Here is a 23,322-nt window from a genome sequence, read left to right as displayed (position 1 = left end):
CCGGACTCCCTAACCCGGACGAGGAGCCCCAGATGCTCGCCTACGTCGTACGACGGCTGGGCCTGGCGATCGGCACGGTGTTCGCCGCGGTCCTCATCACGTTCCTGCTGGTCCACGTGGGTGACGGCAGCCCAGGCGCGGTCAAGGCCGGGCCGGGGGCCAGCGCCGCGGAGATCGCCGAGCAGAACCACGCGCTCGGCTGGGACCGTCCGCTCTGGATCCAGTTCGGTGACACGATCGGCCAGCTGCTGCGCCTGGACTTCGGCACCTCGCTGATCGACGGCCGGGACCTCCGAGCCGATCTCACCGCCCGACTGCCGATCACTGCCTCGATCGCCCTGCTCGCCACGTTGCTCTCCGGCGTCGTGGGGATCGTTCTCGGGGTGACCGCGGCCGTCCGAGGCGGGCGCCTCGCCAAGATCGTCAACTCCGGCGCGGGCATCGCGCTCTCGCTGCCGGCGTTCTGGGTCGGCATCCTGCTGGTCTACCTGCTCTCCCTGCAGCTGGGGTGGCTGCCGGCGACCGGCTACGTTCCGTTCGCCGACGACCCGGTCGGCTGGCTGCAGAGCCTCCTGATCCCGATTTTGACGCTGACGGTCGGCGGTGCGGCGATCATCGCCCGCACCGCAGGCGTCGGCATGCGCGAAGCGCTGACCCAGGAGCACGTCCGCACGCTGCGTGCGATGGGCACCCCGGAGTGGCGGATCCGCTACGTGCACGCGCTGCGCTACGCGAGCGTTCCGGTCGTCTCGGTCCTCGGCATCCAGTTCATCGCGCTGTTCGGCGGCTCGGTGATCGTGGAGAACCTGTTCGCGCTCCCCGGGTTGGGACAGGCCAGCCAGGCCGCCGCCGCCTCGCACGACATCCCGGCGCTGATCAGCGTCGTCGTCGTGGCGACCGTCGTCGTGGTCGTCGTCAACCTGCTGCTCGACCTCGTGGTCGCGGCCCTGGACCCGAAGGTGCGCACCGCATGAGCGTCCTGCCTCTCGACGCGGCCGACAGCGTGGATAGCGTCGCCACCGAGCCCGTACGGCGGCGCCGCGGCCTGCCCGCCGCCCTGCGCCGTCCCGGCGGTGCGTTCGGCGCCGCGTGGCTGCTCTTCATGCTGGTCGCGTCGCTCACCGCGTCGCTGTGGCGGCCGTACGCCGTGGACGAGCAGGACCTGGCCAACCGTCTCGCACTGCCGTCGGGCGCGCACTGGCTGGGCACCGATCCGCTCGGTCGCGACATCCTCAGCCGGATCTTCACCGCCGGCGCGCTGCCGCTGCTCTCCTCGGCGCTGATGCTGGTCGTGGCGTTCGGCATCGGGCTGCCGCTGGCGCTGATCGCCGCCGAACGCGGACGCACGACCGAGCGGGTGATCAGCCGGCTCACCGAGGTCCTGCTGGCGCTGCCGCTGATCATCCTGCTGCTCGCGGTGATCGGCGCGATCGGCAACCGGCTCTACGTCGTCATGGCGGTTCTCGGTGTACTGATCTCGGCCGCGGTCTACCGGGTGCTGCTCGGGGTGGCCCAGTCGGTGCGGCAGCGGCTCTACGTCGACGCGGCGCGGGTCAACGGGCTGAGCTCACTGCGCGTGAACCTGTTGCACGTGCTGCCGTCGATGGCGACCGTCGTCGCGGTGCAGGGCGCGCAGCTGTTCGGCATCGGCCTGCTGATCAACGCGGGCCTGGCGTTCCTCGGCTTCGGACCGGCCGAGCCCGAGCCCAGCTGGGGCTTCATGATCCAGGACGCATCGAAGTACCTGTTCGACGACCCGTGGCTGATGGTGCCGACCGGCCTGGTCCTCGCGGTCACGGTGGTGGCCGCCAACGAGCTGGCCGACGCCCTCGCCGCGCAGGGCGCGCCCGCCGGCCGGAGCGGGAAGACCCGGCGCCGCCGCGCCCAGGCCGGCGCCCCCGCGAGCATTCCGGCACCCACCGCACCCGCGCCGCCGAACGAATCCGCGCCGAACGACTCCGACGCGGTGCTGGTGGTGTGCAACCTCTCCGTCGCGGTGGACGACGGAACGGAGCTGGTCACCGGGGTGTCGTTCGCGCTGCGCCCGGGCACCGTCCTCGGGCTCGTCGGCGAGTCCGGCTGCGGCAAGACGATGACCGCCCGCTCGCTGCTGGGGTTGCTGCCCGAGGGCGTCTCGGTGTCCGGCGGATCGATCCGCTGGCAGGGCCGGGAACTCCTCGGCCGCGGGTCCCGCTCGGTGCGGGGCCGGGAGATCGCGCTGATCTCCCAGGAGCCGATGGTCGCGCTGGACCCGATGTTCTCCGTGTCCTACCAGCTGACCCAGCCGATCCGCCGGTTCCGCGGGGTGGGCCGGGCGGAGGCCCGCCGGATCGCCGCCGGGCTGTTGGCCCAGGTCGGCATCGTCGACGCGGAGCGCGTGCTGCGCAGCTACCCGCACCAGCTCTCCGGCGGCATGGCCCAGCGGGTGTGCATCGCCCTGGCGCTGACCGGCGAGCCGAAACTCCTGATCGCCGACGAGCCCACCACGGCGCTCGACGTCACCGTGCAGGCGGAGATCCTGTCGTTGCTCCGGGCGCTGGTCCGCGACACCGGCCTCTCGATCATCCTGGTCAGTCACGACCTCGGCGTGGTCGCGGACATCTGCGACGACGTCGCGGTGATGTACGCCGGCGCCGTCGTGGAGTCCGGCAGCGCCCCGAGCGTGCTCGACGCGCCCGCGCACCCGTACACGATGGCGCTGCTCGGAGCGAACCCACACGTGCCGGAGGGGGAGCCGGTACCACTCCGGTTGGCGTCCATCCCGGGAACCGTGCCACCGCCGGGCGAGTGGCCGACCGGCTGCCGATTCGCCACCCGCTGCCAGTTCGCGCAGGACGCCTGCGCCGAGCCGTTCCCGGCGCGAGCCGCCCACCACACCGGGCACGTGCTCTGCGTCCGTTTCGACGAGCTCTCCCGAGCGCACGCCACCTGGGACACCGAGGCCGTCGGCGCCGAGACCGCACCCGGCGCGGAGACGCTCGCACCGGCCCCCGACCAGATCGCAGGAGCGTCGCGATGAGCACGTTGACCACCGCCACGGCGCTGGAGGTCCGCGACCTCGTCGTCCGCTACGGCTCGGGACGCCGGGCCCGGCAGACGCCGCCCGCCGTGGACGGAGTGAGCTTCGACATCGCCCCCGGCGAGACCCTCGGCCTGGTCGGCGAGTCCGGCTCCGGCAAGTCGACGATCGGCAAGGCGGTGCTGGGGCTGCACCCACCGGCGGCCGGAACCGTGCGGCTGCACGGCCAGGACGTCACGCGGATGCCGCTCAAGCAGCGCAGCCGGCACGCCGCCGACCTGCGGGTCGTCTTCCAGGACCCGTACTCCTCGCTGAACCCGGCCCGCACGATCGGTCAGACGCTGGTCGAACCGCTGCGGCTGCTGGGCGTCCGCGGGCCGGCTGCGAATGCCAAGGCGAGGGCCGCGCTGGAGTCCGTCGGCCTGCCCGGGGACGCCGCCGACCGCTACCCGGCGCAGTTCTCCGGTGGGCAGCGGCAGCGCGTCGCGATCGCCCGCGCGCTGGTCTGCGACCCGAAGGTGCTGGTCCTGGACGAGCCGGTGTCGGCGCTGGACCTCTCGACCCAGGCGCAGGTGCTCAACCTGCTGGCCGACCTCCGCGACCAGCACGGCTTGGCGTTCCTGTTCATCGCCCACGACCTCGGCGTCGTCCGGTTCCTCGCCCAGCGCGTCGTGGTCCTCTACCGCGGGCAGGTGATGGAGACCGGTCCGGTCGAGTCGGTGACGCAGGCCCCGCGTCACCCGTACACGGTCGCGCTGACCGCCGCGGCGCCGGTGCCGCGCCCGGCCGAGCAGGCCGCTCGCCGGGCTGCGCGGGAGGCGCTCGGTATCGGCACCGCCGGTGCAGCGAAGCCGTCGCCGACCGGCTGTCCGTTCGTGCCGCGTTGCCCGCTCGCCACCGAGATCTGCAGCCAGCAGCGTCCGCCGCTGCGGCAGGTCGACGACACCCACACCGCGTGCCACCACGCCGAGCGCACGGCGACCCTCGGATGAGCGTCGACGACCTGGTCGCGCGACTCGACCTCGAGACGAAGGTGAGACTTCTCTCCGGCTCTGGTGTGTGGACGACCCAGCCGGTCGATGAGATCGGGCTGCGCGCGATGACGCTCTCCGACGGGCCGATCGGCGTGCGCGGCGGCACCGACTCCGAGCTCGACCCCGCCGCGACGCTGCCGTCCAGCTCCGCGCTGGCAGCGTCCTGGGACGAGGACCTGCTGCACCGCCTCGGCGCGCTGCTCGCCGGAGAGGCGGTGCGCAAGGGCGTCGACGTCGTCCTCGGCCCGACGATCAACCTGCACCGCTCGCCGCTGGGTGGGCGGCACTTCGAGTGCTTCAGCGAGGACCCGCTGCTCTCCGGGCGGCTCGCCGCCGCCTACGTGCGCGGTGTCCAGGAGAACGGCGTCGGGGCCTGCCCCAAGCACTACGTCGCCAACGACGCCGAGACCGACCGGATGACCGTCGACAACCGGGTCGACGAGCGGACCCTGCGCGAGCTGTACCTGGCGCCGTTCGAGGCGGTCGTCGCGGACGCCGAGCCGTGGATGGTGATGGCCGCCTACAACGGCGTGAACGGCGCGCCGATGACCGAGAACGACCTGCTCGCCGAGCCGCTGAAGGGGGAGTGGGGCTTCTCCGGCGCGGTCGTCTCGGACTGGGGCGCGCTCTACTCCGGTGAGCCGGCCGCCCGCGCCGCGCTCGATCTGGCGATGCCGGGGCCCGACGCGCAGTGGGGATCGTCGCTGGTCGACGCCGTGAAGGCGGGCCGCGTGCCGGAGGCCGCCATCGACGCGAAGGTGCGCCGCATGCTTCTCCTGGCCACCCGGGTCGGAGCCCTGGGCGGCGGCGGGAAGACCGTACCCGGACGGATCGAGGACGCCTCCGCGCCGGCCCGGGAAGCCGCGGTCGCCGGCACCGTCCTGCTGCGCAACGACGGCGTCCTGCCGCTGCGCGCGGAGGAACTGCGCCGGGTCGCCGTGCTCGGCCCCGGGGCCAGGGACGCCCGCGCGCTCGGCGGCGGCTCGGCGACCGTACCGCTGCCGTACCTGATCACCCCGGTCGCCGGGCTCACCGCGGCCCTGGCCGGGCGGGCCGAGGTCGTCAGCGCGGTCGGCGCCGGGCTCTCCGCGTTGCTCCGCCCGGCGCGCGCCGATGAGCTGACCGGGCCGGTCCACCTGCGCTGGCTCGACGCGGACGGCTGCACGGTCGCCGAACAGGAGGCCGGCACCGCGATCCTGGTGCGGATGGCCGCCGTGATCCCGGCCGGGGCCGTGGCGGTGCAACTGCGGACCCGGTTCACCCCGGACGAGGGCGGGCACTGGCGGCTCGGGGCGACCGGCTTCGGCGAGTGCGCGCTGTTCGTCGACGGTGTGCGGGTCGCGGCCGGCGAGCAGCACCAGACGACCGTCGACATCGGTGAGATCTTCCAGCGCGGGCCGCAGCACGCGGCGACCGTCCCGCTGCGGGCTGGGCACGGCGTCGACGTCCGCATCGACTACCGGTGGGCCGACGACGCACCGCTCTTCCGCGCCGGGCTCGTCGTCGGACTTCCGCTCGGCCCGGCCGACGAGGAGCTGGCGCGCGCCGTCGACCTGGCCCGGAGCAGCGACGTCGCGGTCATCGTCGTCGGCACCAGCGAGGACGTCGAGAGCGAAGGCTTCGACCGCACCTCGCTGGCGCTGCCCGGCCGCCAGGACGAGCTCGTGCGCGCGGTCGCCGCGGTCAACCCTCGCACGGTCGTCGTGGTCAACGCCGGGGCGCCGGTGGAGCTGCCGTGGCGCGACGACGTCGCCGCCGTCCTGGTGTCCTGGTTCGGCGGCATGGAGTTCGGCGCCGCGCTCGCCGACGTGCTGCTCGGCGACGCCGAGCCGGGTGGACGGCTCCCGACCACCTGGCCCGCCGCGCTCGCCGACGCACCGGTGACCGGCACCGCACCGACCGGCGGGCGGCTGGAGTACACCGAGGGCGTGCACATCGGCCACCGCGCGTACCTGCGAGCGGGTACCGAGCCGGCGTACTGGTTCGGCCACGGCCTGGGCTACACGACCTGGGAGTGGTGCTCGATCGACGCACAGGGGCGGAGTGCCGTCGTCCGGCTGCGCAACACCGGCGACCGGCCGGGCAAGCAGGTCGTGCAGGTCTACGCCGCGCGCCCGGACTCGGCGATCGACCGCCCGGCCCGCTGGCTGGCCGGGTTCGCCGTCGTGACCGCCGCCCCGGGCGAGACCGTCGACGTTCCGGTCGAGATCTCCGCCCGCACCCTGCGGCACTGGACCGACGACGGCTGGGCGGTGGAGCCGGGCCCTCTCGATCTGCTCACCGGCCCCTCCGCCGGTGACGTCCGGGCGTTGGTCACCGTTGAGATCACCTCCGAAGGAGTGCCCGCATGACCGGACCCACAGGGCTGCGGACCGAGCACCTCGAACCCGCCCTGGGCATCCGGACGACCGCCCCCCGGCTGTCCTGGCGACTGCCCGAGGGAGCCCGCGAGCAGCGTGCGTACCGGATCACCGCGGACAACGGCTGGGACACCGGCTGGGTGGAGAGTGACCAGAGCCTGCTGGTGCCCTACACCGGTCCGCGCCTCGGGTCGTCCCAGCGCGTCGAGTGGCGGGTGCGGGTGCGCACCGATCTGGGCGAGACCCCGCTGTCCGCGCCGGCCTGGTTCGAGACCGGGCTGCTGTCCAGCGAGGACTGGCACGCCACCTGGATCGAGCCGGGCACCATGCCGGCGGGCGAGAAGGGCGACCGCCCGGCCGCGCTGCTGCGATGGGAGTTCGACGTCGACCGGCCGGTCGTCGCAGCCCGGCTGCACGCCACCGCCCAGGGTCTCTACGAGGCGTTCCTCAACGCCGAGCGGGTCGGCGACGCCGAGCTGACGCCCGGGTACACCCAGTACGACGTGCGGCTGCAGGTGCAGACCCACGACGTGACGACGTCGATCCGCCCGGGACGCAACGCGCTCGGCGTGATCCTCGCGGACGGGTGGTTCCGCGGGCAGGTCGGCATCACCCGCGCCGCCGAACAGTGGGGTGACCGGCTGGCGCTGCTGGCTCAGCTCCAACTCGTCCACGACGACGGCAGCGTCACGATCGTCGGCACCGGCCCCGGCTGGCGCAGCGGGTTCGGCCACGTGGTCGCCGCCGACCTGATCGAGGGCGAGCGCTGGGACCTCAGCCGGACGCCCCGGGGCTGGGAGGTGCCCGGCTTCGACGACACGGGTTGGGACGACGTCGTCGTGGTGGACCACGGGTACGCCGGGCTGGTCGACTCGCCCGCCCCGCCGGTGCGGCGGGTCGAGGAGTTGGTGCCGCGGTCGGTCACGAGGCTTCCCAGCGGCCCGCACCTCGTCGACCTCGGGCAGAACGTCAACGGATGGGTCCGGCTGACGAACCTCGGCCCGGCCGGGACCGAGCTCACGCTGACGCACGGCGAGTGGCTCGGGCCGGACGGCGACCTCACGGTGGAGCACCTCCGGCCGGCGGTCCCGTTCCTGCCGCATCCGCTGCCGGCCGGCCAGGTCGACGTCGTCGTCTCCGCCGGTGTCCCGGGCGACGTCTTCGAGCCGCGCCGCACCACCCACGGCTTCCGGTACGTCCGCATCGAGGGGCACCCCGGCCCGCTGACCACCGACGACGTCCGCGGCGTCGTCGTCCACACCGACCTGCCCCGCACCGGTTGGTTCACCAGCAGCGACGAGCGGCTCAACGCGCTCCACGAGGCCGCGGTGTGGAGCTTCCGGGCCAACGCCTGCGACATCCCCACCGACTGCCCGCACCGCGAGCGGCACGGCTGGACCGGCGACTGGCAGCTGTTCGTGCCGACCGCCGCGTTCCTCTACGACGTCGCGGGCTTCTCGACGAAGTGGCTCCGCGACGTCGCGGCCGACCAGTGGCCCGACGGCACGATCGCCAACGTCAGCCCCAGCCCGCGGCACGAGGGACGCCAGGGTCCGATCGCGATGCTCAACGGCTCGGCCGGGTGGGGCGACGCGGCGGTGATCGTGCCCTGGGAGCTGTACCGCGCCTACGGCGACGTGCGGATCCTCGAGGAGCTCTGGCCGACGATGGGCCGCTGGCTGGACCGGGCCGAGCGGATGGCGCGGGAGCAGCGGCATTCGTCGCGGGCGCACCGCCCGCCCCGCCCCCACGAGCAGTACCTCTGGGACACCGGCTTCCACTGGGGCGAGTGGCTGGTACCGGGTGAGGAGGTCGGGGACTACGGGGCGTTCGTCGCCGCGGACGAGGGCGAGGTAGCCACGGCGTACTTCGCCCACAGCGCCGGGCTGATGAGCCGGATCGCGGACATCCTCGGCCACGACTCCGGGCGGTACGCGGCCCTCGCCGAGGCGGTGCGCACCGCCTGGCAGGCCGAGTATCTCGACGACGACGGGCGGCTCGTCCCCGACACGCAAGCCGACCACGTGCGGGCGCTCGCGTTCGACCTGGTGCCGGACGAGCTGCGCCCGGCCGTCGCGGACCGGCTGGTCGAGCTGATCCGCAAGGCCGGTACCCATCTCGGCACCGGCTTCCTCGCCACCCCGTACCTGCTCCCGGTGCTGGCCGACGCCGGGCACCTCGACGTCGCCTACGAACTGCTGCTGCAGGACACCGAGCCGTCCTGGCTGGTCATGATCGACCGCGGCGCGACCACCGTCTGGGAGCACTGGCACGGCGTGGACGCCGACGGCGTCCCGCACGAGTCGCTCAACCACTACTCCAAGGGCGCGGTGGTCTCGTTCCTGCACCGCTACCTCGCCGGGATCGAGCTGGTCGAACCCGCCTACCGGAGGTTTCGCGTCCGCCCGCGCCCCGGCGGCGGGCTGACCTCCGCCGAGGCGGCCCACGAGTCGCCGTACGGCCGGATCGAGTCGGCGTGGCGGATCACCGGCGACGTCTTCGAGCTGCGGGTCGTGGTGCCCGCGGCCACGAGCGCCGAGATCGTCCTCCCCGACGGGGACGTCCACCGTGCGGGACCGGGCAGCCACCACTGGCAGGTTCTCCGATGAGGGACGTCACGGTCGCGCCGGTCACGTTCGAGCATCACCGTGAGCCGCTCGGCATCGGCGAGCCGGCACCGCGGCTGTCCTGGATCGTCCGCACCGAGCTGCCCGGCTGGCGGCAGTCGGCCTACGAGCTGGAGATCGCGCCGGAGAGCGGCCCGGCCTGGACGTCGGGCCGCGTCGACGCGGGCGAGTTGGTGCTGGTCCCCTGGGGCGCTCCGCCACTGACCAGCCGGGAGCGCCGGACCGTGCGGGTGCGGGTCTGGGGGAGCGGCGCCGCGGGCTCGTCGGCGGTGGGGCCCACGGCGTGGAGTGACGAGGCCGTGGTCGAAGCCGGTCTGCTGGCGCGCTCGGACTGGTCGGCCGCGCTGGCGCAGCCGGTGCTGCCGGCCTCCTCGGAGGAGCCGGTCGTGCTGCTGCGCCGGGAGTTTCCGCTCGCCAAGCCGGTGGCGCGTGCCCGGCTGTACGCGACCGCGCTCGGCGTCTACGACGCCGAGATCAACGGCACCCCGGTCGGCGACGACGTCCTGGCCCCGGGGTGGACCAGCTACCGGCACCGGCTGCGCTACCAGACCTACGATGTCACCGGCCTGCTCACCGAGGGCACGAACGTGCTCGGCGCGCAACTGGCCGACGGCTGGTACCGCGGTTACCTCGGCTTCACCGGCGGGCGCGCCCACTACGGCGAGCGCACCGGCCTGTTCGCGCAGCTGGAGGTCGAGCACCCCGACGGCAGCCGCACGGTGGTGACCACGGACGGCTCGTGGCGATCGGCGCCGGCGCCGACCGTCCGCGCGGGCCTCTACGGCGGTGAGACGTTCGACGCGCGCGGTGACCTGCCCGGCTGGTCGGCGCCTGGCTTCGACGACACCGGCTGGACCCCGGTCGACGTCGGGCCCGCGCCGGTGACGACGCTGGTCGCGCCGACCGGGCCCCCGGTGCGTCGGACCGAGGTTCTGCCCGCCCGCGAGGTGTTCCGCTCCGCGTCCGGCAAGGTCCTCGTCGACTTCGGACAGAACCTGGTCGGCCGCCTCCGGCTCACGCTGCCCGACGCCCCGGCCGGTACGCGGATCACGGTCCGCCACGCGGAGGTGCTCGAATCGGGGGAGCTGGGCACCCGGCCGCTGCGCAAGGCAGCACAGACCGACGTCGTCGTGCTCGACGGGGCGGGTCCGCGGACCTGGGAGCCGCGGTTCACGTTCCACGGTTTCCGCTACGCCGAGGTGGAGGGCTGGCCGGGTGAGCTGACCACCGCCGACCTCCAGGCCGTCGTCGTGCACACCGATCTGCGCCCGACCGGCACGTTCACCTGCTCGGACCCGGACGTGACCCGGCTGCACGAGAACGTCGTCCGGGGCATGCGGGGCAACTTCCTCGACATCCCCACCGACTGCCCGCAGCGCGACGAGCGGCTCGGCTGGACCGGCGATCTGCAGGTCTTCGCGCCGACCGCCGCGTTCCTCTACGACACCGCCGGCATGCTGCGGTCCTGGCTGGCCGACCTCGCCGCCGAGCAGCTGCGCGACCACGGCGGCTTCGTACCGAACTTCGTACCGTTCCTGCACGTGCTGCCCTTCCCCGACCAGGCCGAGGCGGGCTGGGGTGACGCCGCCGTGGTCGTCCCGTGGACGCTGTACCAGCGGTTCGGTGACGCCGGGGTGCTCGCCGACCAGTGGGAGTCGATGGTCGCGTGGATCGACGCGTTCGCGCGGCGCGCCGGGGCGGGCCTCGACTTCCCCGACGGTGGCTTCTCGTTCGGCGACTGGCTCGACCCGGCGGCCCCGCCGGAGAATCCCGGTGCCGCGCGGGCGCCGTGGCAGTGCGTCGCCACCGCCTACCTGGCCCGGTCGGCGCGGATCGTCGCCGACGCCGCGGCCGTGCTGGGGCGCGACGGCGGCCGGTTCGCCGTGCTCGCCGAACGGGCGGCCGAGCGGTTCCGCGCCGAGTACGTGACGCCGACCGGGCGGGTGGCCTACCCGTCGCAGACCGCCTACGCGCTGGCGCTGGAGTTCGGCCTGCTCGCCGATGCCCAGCGCGACCACGCGGGTCGGCTGCTCGCCGAGCAGGTCGCGAACGACGGCTGGCACATCGGTACCGGCTTCCTCGGCACGCCGCTGGTCACCGACGCGCTGACGAACGCCGGTGCGATCGCGTCCGCCTACGAACTGCTGCTCCAGCGGGAGCACCCGTCGTGGCTGTATCCGGTGACGAGGGGCGCGACGACGATCTGGGAGCGCTGGGACTCCATGCTCCCGGACGGCTCGATCAACCCCGGCGAGATGACGTCGTTCAACCACTACGCGTACGGAGCGGTCGCCGACTGGCTGCACCGCACGGTCGCCGGCCTCGCCCCGGCGGCGCCCGGCTACCGGCGGCTGCGGGTCGCACCGCGCCCCGGCCCGGGGATCACGTCCGCGGCCGCCACCCACGACACGCCGTACGGCCGGGCCGCGGTGTCGTGGACGCTCGTCGGTGCGGTGTTCACGCTCGCGCTGACCGTGCCGCCGAACACGAGCGCCGAGGTGTCGCTGCCCGACGGCAGCGCGTCGTTCGGGGTCGGCTCGGGGCAGCACACGTTCGTGCGCACCGTGACCGTGCCCGCCCCGGTGGAGCGACCCCAGCCGTTCTGGCAACCGGACGAGTGACCGCGATCCCCGTGCTCCGGCCGCGATGATTTCCGGCCGCGGCGCGAGTCTCTTCCGGTGACCGCAGTTGGACGTCGATTCGACGCTGCCCGGAGGACACCATGCTCACTACACCGGACGATCCGACCACCACCCGGCCAGGCCGCCCGCCCGTGGTCGACCTGGCCACCTGGCAGGCCGCCCGTGACCAGCTGCTGGTCCGGGAGAAGGCCCACACCCGCGAGGGCGACGCCCTCGCCGCGGCCCGCCGACGACTGCCGATGGTGGAGGTCGACGGAGCGGTCGAGGTCGTCGGAGCCGACGGACCGGTCCCGTTCCTGGACCTCTTCGAGGGCCGTACCGAGCTCATGACCTACCAGCACATGTGGCACGACCGCGCACCGCACCAGGGGCAGTGCGAGGGCTGCACCTGGGCGGCCTGGGGCCTGAAGGACGCCGTTTACCTCAACGCCCGCGGCGTCTCGTTCGCCATCCTCACGACGGGCCGGTGGGACGAGGTCGAGCCGTACGTCCAGTTCATGGGGTACGCCCAGCCCTGGTATTCGGTGCGCGACGTGGAGGCGCCGATCGGCGGAGCGATGGGACACCTCACCTGCTTCCTGCGCGACGGCGACCGGGTGTACCTCACCTACTCCAGCACGGGCCGGGGTAACGAGGTCGCCAACCCGTTCTTCGCGCTGCTCGACCGAACGCCGTACGGCCGCGGTGAGGCGTGGGAGGACAACCCCGAGGGCTGGCCCGAGGGGCGGCACCCCTGCTGGTACTGGCGTTCGGACTCGGACGGGAACGCCGAGTGGGGCGGGACGAGCCGCCCCGTGCCGCAGTGGACCCGCCCGGGCGCTACGCCGGTGGAGACGCTCGGCCGACACGGCCCCCGCCACTGACCGGCTCCGCCGGCCCCGCGCTCCCCGCCCGGATCACGGCCGGGCGGGGAGCGCGGCGCGGCGTACTGCGATTTCCGGCGGGGGCGATGGCCAACCCCCATGAATGTGCCCGGCGAACGCACTAGCGTGTGCTGTCATGACGCCGACGGCGCCGCGCGAGCACTCGGTCCAGCTGCCCACCCACGACGTCGGAGTCCTCGAGTGGGGACCGCCCGGCGGTGAGCTGCTGGTGGCGCTCCACGGGTTCCCCGATACCGCGTGGACCTGGCGCACGGTCGGCCCGCTCCTCGGGGAGGCGGGCTACCGCGTGGCCGCACCGTTCCTGCGCGGCTACGCACCCTCCGGCCTGCCCGCCGACCACGACTACTCGGTGAGCGCGCTCGCCGCCGACGCCGTCGCGCTGCACGAGCGTCTCGGCGGCGACGCGACAACGGCCCTGGTCGGCCACGACTGGGGCGCGATCACCGCGAACACCCTCGCCGGTGACCCGGCCTCGCCGTACTCTCGGGTGGCGTCGCTGGCGGTGCCGCCGCTGGCCTGGATGAACCCGACGTCGAAGACGCTCGGTCCGTGGCTCGGCGCGGCGCTGCGGCAGCCACTGCACTCCTGGTACATCGCGTACAACCAGATCCCCGGGTTGGCCGAGCGGAACTTCGAGTGGCTCGTCCGGCGCCTGTGGACACTCTGGTCACCCGGATACGACGCCGGCGACGACGTCGCCCACGTGGCGCGGGCGGTACCCGACCGGGCGCACGCCGAAGCAGTGATCTCGTACTACCGCGCGATGGCCTCCCGGCGCAGCCGGGTCGCCCTCGTCGAGCCGCGGGTCCCGCTGCTCTACCTCCACGGGGACCGGGACGGCGCCCTCGACCCGCGGTTCTTGTCGGTCATCCGGCCGCGGATCACGCCGCCCTCGCGTGCGGAGCTGCTGACCGGGGCCGGTCACTTCCTGCACCTGGAGCAGCCGGACGCGGTCGCTAAGCACCTCGCAGACTTCCTCCACGCGACGGCGTGAGCCCCACAAAGTTGAGCCGCTATCGAACTATCGGCGCCCGCCGATGGTTCGGTGGCGAGCGGCGCCGAGGTGACGTAGCGGCCCAGCGAGGCGCCGGGCAGTCCGCTCGTCGGTTGGTCCCCGTTGCAGACGGCGTGTCCCGCGAAGGCCTGCCCGACCAGCGCGAGCACGAACAGCAGCAGGAAGGCCGCTCACCGCGGTGCAGCAGGCAGCCGGCCGCCGTGACCACCCACCCGGTGCCGGCCTGGGCGAGGAACATCGTGTCGCCGCGCAACTCGACCCGAGCCTGTCGTCCGTAGACGTCGACGCGGTGCACCGGACCGGCGGGCGGTAGCCGCAGGGATCGCAGCGCGTCCGGGCAAGCGGTGTCGGCGTCGGAGGCGTCCCGTCCAGCTCGGGACTTTCGGCCCTTTTGCGCCCCTCCTGCCCGGCGAAAGGGTGGCGCTGGGCGGGCAGACCGGCCCGCTCGGACGACATCTCGTCGTGGAGATCCGGGAGAAGGCATGACCGAGGCATCCGTCCGTGCGCGGCAATCGCTGCTGTCCGAGAGCTCCGCGGAGGTGGTCCGCGCCACCGCCGACGTGGTGGCGGCGCACGCGGAGGAGATCACCGCGCGGTTCTATCCGCGGATGTTCGCCGCGCGCCCGGACCTGCTCCGGGTGTTCAACCAGGGCAACCAGGCCACCGGGGAGCAGAGCCGCGCGCTGGCCGGCTCGGTGGTCGCGTACGCGGTCCAGCTGGTGAACCCGGACGCGCCGCCGTTCGACCACATCCTGCGGCGGATCGCCTACAAACACGTCTCGCTGGGCATCCGGCCGGAGCAGTACACGATCGTCGGGCACCACCTGCTTGCCGCGGTCGCCGAGGTGCTGGGCGAGGCGGTCACCCCCGAGGTCGCCGCCGCCTGGGACGAGGTGTACTGGCTGTTCGCCACCCAGCTCGTCGCCGAGGAGGCCCGGCTCTACCAGCAGGCCGAGGTGGACCCCGCCTGCCCGGCGCGCCCCTACCGGGTCGTCCGCCGGATCGACGAGACACAGGACGTCATCTCGCTGGTGCTCGAGCCCGCCGACGGCGGCCCGCTCCCGCGCATCACCCCCGGGCAGTACGTCTCGGTCTTCGTCGACCTGCCCGACGGCGCACGGCAACCGCGGCAGTACACGGTCTCCTCCACCCGGCAGGACACCCGGCTGCAGATCACGGTCCGCAGGGTCCGCGGAGCGGGGGGCGCCCCGGACGGTCAGGTCTCGTCCTTCCTCCACGACTCCGTCACGGTGGGGGACCTGCTCGACGTCAGCGCCCCGGCCGGGGACTTCGTGCTCCAGGACGCCACCGGGCCGGTGCTGCTCGCGAGCGCGGGCGCCGGCATCACCACCGTGCTCCCGATCGTCGAGCACCTCGCCCGCACGCAGCCCCAGCGTCCGGTGATCGTGGCGCACGCCGACCGCACGCCTCGTGACCACGCCCTGCGCGAGACCGTGCTGACCGTCGCCCGCGAGCTCGACCACTTCACCGCGTACACCTGGTACGAGCAGCCGGACGTGGGCGACGACCAGGCGCGCATCGGCTACATGGACCTCTCCGACGTCCCACTGCCGGACGACGTCCAGGTGTTCACCTGCGGGCCGCTGCCGTTCATGCGGCACGTCCGGACGACGCTGCTGGCGCGCGGCGTGCCGGCCGCCCGGATCCGCTACGAGGTGTTCGGGCCGGACCTCTGGTCGGCCCGCCTCACCGAGCCCGAGTCGGGCGGGCGCTGACATGGCACGCGACAACAGCAGGGTGGGCCTGGACAGCGGCCTGGCCGAGAGCCTGGTCCGCACGTCCCGCTTCTTCCGCCGGGGAGAGGTCAGCGCGGATCTGCGTTCGCTGCACCAGATCGGTGGGCGGGACGCGGACAGCTTCTACCGGGACCGGTGGGCGCACGACAAGGTGGTGCGGTCGACCCACGGCGTCAACTGCACCGGCTCCTGCTCGTGGAAGGTGTTCGTCAAGGACGGCATCATCACCTGGGAGGCCCAGCAGACCGACTATCCGTCCACCGGTCCGGACCGGCCGGAGTACGAGCCGCGCGGCTGCCCGCGGGGTGCGGCGTTCTCCTGGTACACCTATTCGCCGACGCGGGTCCGCTACCCGTACGTCCGCGGCTCGCTCCTGCAGATGTACCGCGAGGCCAAGCAGCGTCTGGGTGATCCGGTCCTGGCCTGGGCCGACGTCGTCTCCGATCCGGAGCGCTCCCGGGTCTACAAGTCCCACCGGGGCAAGGGCGGCCTGGTGCGGGCGTCCTGGGACGAGGCCGCCGAGATGATCGCGGCCGCGCACGTGCACACGGTCAAGAGGTACGGACCGGATCGGATCGCCGGCTTCTCGCCGATCCCGGCGATGTCGATGGTGTCGCACGCGGCCGGTGCCCGGTTCATGTCGCTCATCGGCGCGCCGATGCTCTCGTTCTACGACTGGTACGCCGACCTGCCGGTCGCCTCCCCGCAGATGTTCGGCGACCAGACCGACGTTCCGGAGTCCGGTGACTGGTGGGACGCGTCCTACCTGATGCTGTGGGGTTCGAACGTGCCGGTGACCCGCACACCGGACGCCCACTGGATGACCGAAGCCCGCTACCGCGGCCAGAAGGTCGTGGTGATGTCGCCGGACTACTCGGACGCGACGAAGTTCGCCGACGAGTGGCTGGCACCGCACCCGGGCACCGATGGCGCGCTGGCGATGGCGATGGGCCACGTCGTCCTGCGCGAGTTCTTCGTCGACCGGCAGGTGCCGCGGTTCACCGAGTACGTGAAGCGCTACACCGACCTGCCGTTCCTGCTGACGCTGGAGGAGCGAGGCGATGCGTACGTTCCCGGGAAGTTCCTCACCGCCGCGGACCTCGGGGAAGCAGGCGACGACGCCCAGTTCAAGACCGTGCTTCTGGATGCCGCTGGACAACCGCACGTGCCCAACGGCTCGCTCGGCTTCCGGTTCGGCGAGGCCGGCAAGGGCAAGTGGAACCTGGACCTGGGCGTCGTCGACCCGCTTCTGTCGCTAGTCGGTGGGGAGGCGGTGGAGGTGGACCTCGCGCGCTTCGACACCCCGCGCGGCGAGGGTGCGACGATGCGGCGCGGTGTGCCGGTGCGACGGATCGGGGATCGTCTCGTCACGACGGTGTTCGACCTGCTGCTCGCCCAGTTCGGCGTCGGGCGGCCCGGTCTGCCGGGGGAGTGGCCCACCGGGCTCGACGACGCCGGCCAGCCGTACACACCGGCCTGGCAGGAGCAGTTCACCGGTGTACCGGCTGCCGCGGCGGCCCGCATCGGCCGGGAGTTCGCGCAGAACGCCGAGGACTCCGGTGGCCGGTCGATGATCATCATGGGCGCCGGCACCAACCACTGGTTCCACTCCGACACGATCTACCGGGCGTTCCTCACGCTGACGACGCTCACCGGCTGCCAGGGCGTCAACGGCGGCGGGTGGGCGCACTACGTCGGCCAGGAGAAGTGCCGCCCGGTCACCGGCTGGACGACGCTGGCGTTCGCTCTGGACTGGGTGCGGCCACCGCGGCAGATGATCCAGACCGCGTACTGGTACCTGCACACCGACCAGTGGCGCTACGACCAGACCACGCTGGACGGCCTCGCCTCGCCGCTGGGGACGGGCCGCTTCGCCGGCAAGGCCCCGGCCGACGTGCTCGCGCTCTCGGCGCGGATGGGCTGGATGCCGTCGCACCCGACGTTCAACCGCAACCCGCTGGAACTCGCCGACGAGGCGGCCGCCGCGGACAAGGAGCCGGGGCAGCACGTCCTGGACGGGCTCGCCGACGGGAGCCTCCGGTTCGCCGGGGAGGATCCGGACGCGCCGGAGAACTTCCCGCGCGTGCTGACGGTCTGGCGGGCCAACCTGCTCGGCTCCTCGGCGAAGGGCAACGAGTACTTCCTGCGCCACCTGCTGGGCACCGACTCCTCGCTGCGGGCCACCGAGACTCCGCCGGACGCGCGCCCGCGCGAGCTGGTCTGGCGCGACGAGGCACCCACCGGCAAGCTCGACCTGCTGCTCGCCCTCGACTTCCGGATGACCAGCACCACCGTCTTCGCCGACGTCGTGCTGCCGGCCGCGACCTGGTACGAGAAGCACGATCTGAACACCACGGACATGCATCCGTACGTGCACTCGTTCAACCCGGCGATCGCCCCGCCGTGGGAGACCCGCACGGACTTCGACGCGTTCGGCACGATCGCGCGGGCGTTCAGCCGGCTCGCCGCCACGCACCTCGGGGTGCGGCGGGACCTGGTCGCGGTACCGCTGCTGCACGACACCCCGGACGAGATGGCGAACCCGCGCGGCGTCGCCCGGGACTGGAAGGCCGGCGAGTGCGAGCCGATCCCCGGCCGGACGATGCCGAAGTTCGTGGTGGTCGAGCGCGACTACCCGGCGGTCGCCGAGAAGTGGGCCGCACTCGGACCGCTGGTGGAGAACGCCGGTCTGCAGATCAAGGGCGTCACGACCCGGCCGGACGAGGAGGTGACCTACCTGCGGAGCAAGAACGGCGCGGTCCGCGGCGGGGCGGTCGACGGACGCCCGTCGCTCGCGCGGGACGTGGACTGGTGCGAGACGATCCTCGCGCTCTCCGGTACCACCAACGGGCGGCTCGCGACCCAGGGGTTCCGGTTCGCCGAGGAGCGCACCGGTACCCCGCTGGCGGACCTCGCCGCCGAGCACGAGGGCAAGCTGATCACGTTCGCCGACACCCAGTCGCGGCCCACCCCGGTGATCACGTCGCCGGAGTGGTCGGGCAGCGAGCACGGGGGTCGCCGGTACTCGCCGTTCACGATCAACGTCGAACGTCTCAAGCCGTGGCACACGCTCACCGGTCGCATGCACTTCTTCGTTGACCACGACTGGATGACCGAGGTCGGGGAGAACCTGCCGGTGTTCCGGCCGCCGCTGGACATGCACACGCTCTTCGGCGAGCCACACCTGGGCGAGAAGGGCGAGCTCGGGCTCACGGTCCGGTACCTGACCCCGCACAACAAGTGGTCGATCCACTCCGAGTACCAGGACAACCTGTTCATGCTGTCGCTCTCCCGCGGCGGGCCGCTGATCTGGATGAGCACCCAGGACGCCGCCGCGATCGGCGTCCGCGACAACGACTGGATCGAGGCGGTGAACCGCAACGGCGTCGTCGTCGCGCGGGCCATCGTCTCCCAGCGGATGCCGGAGGGGACGGTCTACATGCACCACGCCCAGGACCGGTTGATCGACGTCCCCCGGGCCGAGACGTCCGGCAAACGCGGCGGGATCCACAACTCGCTGACCCGGCTGTTCCTCAAACCGACCCACCTGATCGGCGGCTACGCCCAGCTCAGCTTCGCGTTCAACTACCTCGGCCCCACCGGCAACCAGCGCGACGAGGTGACGGTCATCCGCCGCCGCTCGCAGGAGGTGCAGTACTGATGCGCGTGATGGCCCAGATGGGCATGGTGATGAACCTCGACAAGTGCATCGGGTGCCACACCTGCTCGGTCACCTGCAAACAGGCGTGGACCAACCGCTCCGGCGTGGAGTACGTCTGGTTCAACAACGTCGAGACCCGCCCCGGGCAGGGATACCCGCGGACCTACGAGGACCAGGAGAAGTGGAAGGGCGGCTGGGAACTCGGCCGCAACGGCCGGCTGCGCCTGCGCACCGGGAGCCGGCTCAAGCGCCTGCTGACGATCTTCTCCAACCCGGTGCAGCCCTCGATCGGCGACTACTACGAACCCTGGACCTACGACTACGACACGCTGCTCAACGCGCCCCTGCAGGAGCACACGCCGGTCGCCCAGCCCCGGTCGCTGCTCTCGGACAAGCCGATGAAGATCGAGTGGAGCGCGAACTGGGACGACAATCTCGGCGGCGCCCCGGAGCTCACCCAGGACGATCCCGTGCTCCGACGCCTCTCCGACGAGGTGAAGAAGCAGTTCGAGCAGACCTCGATGTTCTACCTGCCGCGCATCTGCGAGCACTGCATCAACCCCTCGTGCGCGGCGTCCTGCCCGTCGGGGGCCATCTACAAGCGGGCCGAGGACGGGATCGTCCTGGTCGACCAGGACCGCTGCCGCGGCTGGCGGGCCTGCGTCACCGGCTGCCCGTACAAGAAGATCTACTTCAACCACCGCACCGGCAAGGCCGAGAAGTGCACGTTCTGCTTCCCGCGGGTCGAGGTCGGCATCCCGACCGTCTGCTCGGAGACGTGCGTCGGGCGGCTCCGGTACATCGGGATCGTGCTCTACGACGCCGACCGCGTCCTCGAAGCCGCCTCGACGCCCGACCCGAAGGACCTGTACGAGGCGCAGCGGTCGCTGATCCTCGATCCGTCCGACCCCCGGGTGGTCGACGCCGCCGCGCAGGCCGACATTCCGCGGGACTGGATCGACGCGGCGCAGCGGTCACCGATCTACGCGCTCATCCACGACTACGAGGTCGCGCTCCCGCTGCACCCGGAGTACCGCACGATGCCGATGGTCTGGTACATCCCGCCGCTCTCCCCGGTCGTCGACGCGCTGACCGAGACCGGCCACGACGGGGAGGACGCCGGAAACCTCTTCGGTGCGATCGAGGCGCTGCGGATTCCGGTGGAGTACCTCGCGGAGCTGTTCACCGCCGGTGACGCGGCGCGGGTCACCGGCGTGCTGCGGCGGCTCGGCGCGATGCGCTCGTACATGCGCGACCTCAACCTCGGGCGTCCACCGCAGGAGTCGATCGCGACCGCGGTGGGGATGACCGGCGAACAGGTGCGGGACATGCACCGGCTGCTGGCGATCGCCAAGTACGACGAGCGGTACGTCATCCCCACCGCACACGCCGAGCAGGGCCCCGACCAGCAGGAGTTCGACACCGGGTGCTCGCTGGACTACGACGGCGGGCCCGGTATGGGCGGATGGGGTCCGTTCGGTGAGACCTCCGGCGGCGTCACCCCGATCGCGGTGGAGAACTTCCACATGCTGGCCGGGCGGCAGACCAGCGACAGCGTGACATCGGGGCGGGTCAACCTCCTGAACTGGGACGGGAAGAGCACGCCGCAGGGGCTGTTCCCCCCGAAGAGCGGCGGCTTTGACGAGGAGAACCGGTCGTGAAGCGCCGGAGTGCGGTGGCGCGCGCGGATGCGGCGACCGCCCGACAGGTCGCCTCACTGCTGCTGGACTACCCCGACGAGCAGCTCATCGCCCGGCTCCCGTTGCTGACCGCGGCGGTCGACCCGCTCCCGGATCGGCTGGCCGACCCGCTGCGGCGAATGATCGACCACGTCGAGGCGACGCCGCTGGAAGCGCAGCAGGCCGCCTACGTCCAGACGTTCGACCTGCGCCGCCGCTCCTGCCTGTACCTGACGTATTACCGGTACGGCGACACCCGCAAGCGCGGCATGGCCCTGCTGCGGTTCAAGCACCTCTACACCCGGGCCGGCCTGGTGCTCGGCGCGGCCGAGCTGCCCGACCACCTCTGCGTGGTCCTGGAGTTCGCCGCCACCGGGGACGCGGTCCGGGCCGAGACGCTGCTGCAGGAGCACCGGGCGGCGGTTGAGCTCATCCGGCTGGCGCTGGAGGAGCAGCGCTCGCCCTACGCCGACGTGCTGCACGCGGTCTGCGTCACGCTGCCGCCGGTCGAGGCCGCCGATCGCGAGGCGGCGCTCCGGCTCGCCCGCACCGGGCCGCCCACCGAAGAGGTCGGTCTGGATCCCTACGGCACGGCACCGTTCGCGCCGCCTGAGTACATCCCAGGAGTGCCGGTATGACCATTTTCCTCTGGGTGATCGTCCCGTACATCGCGTTCGCGGTCTTCGTCGTCGGTCACTACTGGCGCTACCGCTACGACAAGTTCGGCTGGACGACCCGCTCGACGCAGCTCTACGAGCGCCGGCTGCTGCGGTGGGGGAGTCCGCTCTTCCACTTCGGCATCCTGGCCGCGCTCGGCGGCCACGTCATCGGGCTGGCGATCCCGTCGTCCTGGACCGACGCGGTCGGGATCAGCGAGCACGCCTACCACGTCATCGCGGTCACCACCGGCGCCGTAGCGGGGTTCTGCACGCTCGCCGGGCTCACGATCCTCATCTACCGTCGCCGCACGGTCGGACCGGTGTTCTCGGCCACCACGCGGAACGACAAGCTGATGTACGTCGTGCTCACCGCGACGATCGTGTTCGGGCTGAGCAACACGGTGCTGGGCAACGTCATCGGCCAGGCCTCCGACTACCGGGAGAGCGTCTCGCCCTGGTTCCGGAGCCTGTTCTACTTCCGGCCGGAGCCGGAGCTGATGGCCGACGCGGGGCTCGGCTACCAGCTGCACGCGCTGTCGGCCTGCGCGCTGTTCGCGATCTGGCCGTTCACCCGGCTCGTCCACGTCTTCAGCGCCCCGATCGGCTACTTCACCCGGCCCTACATCGTCTACCGCAGCCGGACGCCCCAGCTCGGAAACCGCGCCAACGCGCGGGGCTGGGAGCGCGTCGGGCCGCCCCGCCGCTGACCGTCGGCCGGATCGAGAGGAGAGGCCACCGTGGCCAGAACACACACCGCCGACCGAGTCGCCCCGGCCGTGCCCCGGCAGGCCTGGACGATGCTCGCGGTCGCCACCATCGGGTTCACGATCAACTTCTGGGCCTGGGCCCTGATCAGCCCGCTCGGTAGTTTCTTCGCCGGTCATCTGCAGCTGTCCGCGATGCAGAAGTCGCTGCTCGTCGCCGTCCCGGTGGTCGTCGGGTCGCTGGGGCGGATCCCGGTCGGTGCGCTCACCGACCGATTCGGCGCCCGCACGATGTTCCCGCTGATCTCTGCGCTGACGATCATCCCGGTGCTGTTCGTCGGCTACGTCGCGACGGATTCGCTGACGTTGATGCTGATCGGCGGCACCGCACTGGGCCTCGGCGGCACGACGTTCGCGGTCGGCGTCCCGCTGGTCAACGCCTGGTTCCCGGCGGAGAAGCGCGGCACAGCGCTCGGGATCTTCGGCATCGGCATGGGCGGAACCGCGATCTCCGCGTTCACCACCGTGGCGCTGAAGGACGCCGTCGGGCTCACGTTCCCGTTCACGCTCGTCGCGATCGCGCTCGCGATCTACGCCGTCGTGGCCTACCTGGTGCTCCGCGACGCCCCGAACCGGCAGATCCCGCAGGGCAGCGCGGTCCGGCGCGCCTGGAACACCTTCCGGCTCCCGGTCACCCTGCAGCTGTCGTTCCTCTACGCGGTCGGCTTCGGCGGCTTCGTCGCGTTCAGCGTCTACCTGCCCACCTACCTCAAGGACGCGCACGACCTGAGCCCGGGTGACGCGGCGATCCGCACCGCCGGGTTCGTCGTGCTGGCCGTCGCGATGCGGCCGGTGGGCGGGTGGCTCTCCGATCGCCTGCACCCGGTCCGCGTGCTGGTCGCGTGCTTCGTGGTCGTGGCGGTCTTCGCCGGCATCTCCGCGCTGGAGCGGCCGCTCGCACCGCTCGGCACCGTCGCGTTCCTCGCGATGGCCGCCGCGCTCGGCGCCGCCTCCGGGGCCGTCTTCGCCCTCGTGGCGCTGGTCGCCCCACCCGGCACCGTCGGCTCGGTCACCGGCATCGTCGGAGCGGCGGGTGGCCTCGGCGGGTTCGCTCCGCCGTTGGTGATGGGCGCGATCTACGGATGGGTGGGCAACTACAAGCCGGGGCTGGCGCTGCTCGCGATCACCGCGCTGGTCGCCGCCGTCTACACGCAGCTGGCGATGCGCCCGGCGCCGGTTCCGAGCCACCGCACCGGCTGAGAAATGAGCCGAGCGTCGGAG

Annotated in this window: 15 protein-coding genes; 14 read left to right on the top strand and 1 reads right to left on the bottom strand. The window is 72.6% G+C overall.

Translation table 11 applies throughout. The annotated features are described in order from the left end of the window. The first annotated feature begins 32 nt into the window (after window positions 1-32). The 8 genes from ABEB28_RS19345 (at window position 33) to ABEB28_RS19310 (ending at window position 13,560) form a co-directional block, all read left to right on the top strand. Window positions 33-974, top strand: coding sequence for an ABC transporter permease (locus ABEB28_RS19345; protein ID WP_345729544.1), 942 nt, complete (start codon window positions 33-35; stop codon window positions 972-974). After that, entirely contained in the window at window positions 971-3,019 is a 2,049-nt protein-coding gene (locus ABEB28_RS19340; protein ID WP_345729543.1) for a dipeptide/oligopeptide/nickel ABC transporter permease/ATP-binding protein, read from the top strand. The genes ABEB28_RS19345 and ABEB28_RS19340 overlap by 4 nt, the downstream gene beginning before the upstream one ends. Further along, window positions 3,016-4,011 carry an ABC transporter ATP-binding protein gene (locus ABEB28_RS19335; protein ID WP_345729542.1) on the top strand — a complete coding sequence of 332 codons (996 nt, stop codon included), beginning with the start codon at window positions 3,016-3,018 and terminating at the stop codon, window positions 4,009-4,011. Before ABEB28_RS19340 ends, ABEB28_RS19335 begins: the two co-directional genes overlap by 4 nt. Beyond that, window positions 4,008-6,404 carry a glycoside hydrolase family 3 C-terminal domain-containing protein gene (locus tag ABEB28_RS19330; RefSeq protein ID WP_345729541.1) on the top strand — a complete coding sequence of 799 codons (2,397 nt, stop codon included), beginning with the start codon at window positions 4,008-4,010 and terminating at the stop codon, window positions 6,402-6,404. Before ABEB28_RS19335 ends, ABEB28_RS19330 begins: the two co-directional genes overlap by 4 nt. Next, window positions 6,401-9,022, top strand: a complete 2,622-nt coding sequence (locus ABEB28_RS19325; protein WP_345729540.1) for a family 78 glycoside hydrolase catalytic domain — start codon at window positions 6,401-6,403, stop codon at window positions 9,020-9,022. Before ABEB28_RS19330 ends, ABEB28_RS19325 begins: the two co-directional genes overlap by 4 nt. After that, complete coding sequence (locus tag ABEB28_RS19320) at window positions 9,019-11,661, top strand: family 78 glycoside hydrolase catalytic domain (protein ID WP_345729539.1); 2,643 nt, start codon at window positions 9,019-9,021, stop codon at window positions 11,659-11,661. The genes ABEB28_RS19325 and ABEB28_RS19320 overlap by 4 nt, the downstream gene beginning before the upstream one ends. A gap of 101 nt (window positions 11,662-11,762) precedes the next feature. Next, on the top strand, window positions 11,763-12,545 hold the full coding sequence (locus ABEB28_RS19315; RefSeq protein WP_345729538.1) for a DUF899 family protein: 783 nt from the start codon (window positions 11,763-11,765) through the stop codon (window positions 12,543-12,545). 136 nt (window positions 12,546-12,681) lie between these two features. After that, the gene (locus ABEB28_RS19310; protein WP_345729537.1) at window positions 12,682-13,560 is read left to right on the top strand and encodes an alpha/beta fold hydrolase; all 879 of its coding nucleotides are present in this window, start codon (window positions 12,682-12,684) and stop codon (window positions 13,558-13,560) included. On the opposite strand, the gene ABEB28_RS19305 is transcribed toward ABEB28_RS19310, so the two are convergent. After that, entirely contained in the window at window positions 13,488-13,730 is a 243-nt protein-coding gene (locus ABEB28_RS19305) for a hypothetical protein (protein WP_345729536.1), read from the bottom strand. The genes ABEB28_RS19310 and ABEB28_RS19305 overlap by 73 nt on opposite strands. A 333-nt stretch (window positions 13,731-14,063) precedes the next feature. On the opposite strand from ABEB28_RS19305, the gene ABEB28_RS19300 reads away from it, so the two are divergent. Genes ABEB28_RS19300 through ABEB28_RS19275 form a run of 6 tightly spaced genes read left to right on the top strand, consistent with a single transcriptional unit; the run spans window position 14,064 to window position 23,301 of the window. After that, on the top strand, window positions 14,064-15,317 hold the full coding sequence (locus tag ABEB28_RS19300) for a globin domain-containing protein (RefSeq protein WP_345729535.1): 1,254 nt from the start codon (window positions 14,064-14,066) through the stop codon (window positions 15,315-15,317). Between the two features lies 1 nt (window position 15,318). Continuing rightward, window positions 15,319-18,999, top strand: a complete 3,681-nt coding sequence (locus ABEB28_RS19295; protein ID WP_345729534.1) for a nitrate reductase subunit alpha — start codon at window positions 15,319-15,321, stop codon at window positions 18,997-18,999. Continuing rightward, window positions 18,999-20,660 carry a nitrate reductase subunit beta gene (narH, locus tag ABEB28_RS19290; protein WP_345729533.1) on the top strand — a complete coding sequence of 554 codons (1,662 nt, stop codon included), beginning with the start codon at window positions 18,999-19,001 and terminating at the stop codon, window positions 20,658-20,660. Before ABEB28_RS19295 ends, narH begins: the two co-directional genes overlap by 1 nt. Further along, a complete protein-coding gene (narJ, locus tag ABEB28_RS19285) occupies window positions 20,657-21,316 on the top strand; it encodes a nitrate reductase molybdenum cofactor assembly chaperone (protein WP_345729532.1) in 660 nt (219 codons plus the stop codon). Before narH ends, narJ begins: the two co-directional genes overlap by 4 nt. Beyond that, entirely contained in the window at window positions 21,313-22,044 is a 732-nt protein-coding gene (gene narI / locus ABEB28_RS19280; protein WP_345729531.1) for a respiratory nitrate reductase subunit gamma, read from the top strand. Before narJ ends, narI begins: the two co-directional genes overlap by 4 nt. A gap of 30 nt (window positions 22,045-22,074) precedes the next feature. Next, window positions 22,075-23,301, top strand: a complete 1,227-nt coding sequence (locus ABEB28_RS19275) for an MFS transporter (protein ID WP_376980386.1) — start codon at window positions 22,075-22,077, stop codon at window positions 23,299-23,301. Window positions 23,302-23,322 lie beyond the last annotated feature (21 nt).

The sequence above is a fragment of the Cryptosporangium minutisporangium genome (assembly GCF_039536245.1).
In the GTDB taxonomy this organism is placed as follows: Bacteria; Actinomycetota; Actinomycetes; order Mycobacteriales; family Cryptosporangiaceae; genus Cryptosporangium; species Cryptosporangium minutisporangium.
This window is presented reverse-complemented; position numbering and strand designations above follow the sequence as displayed.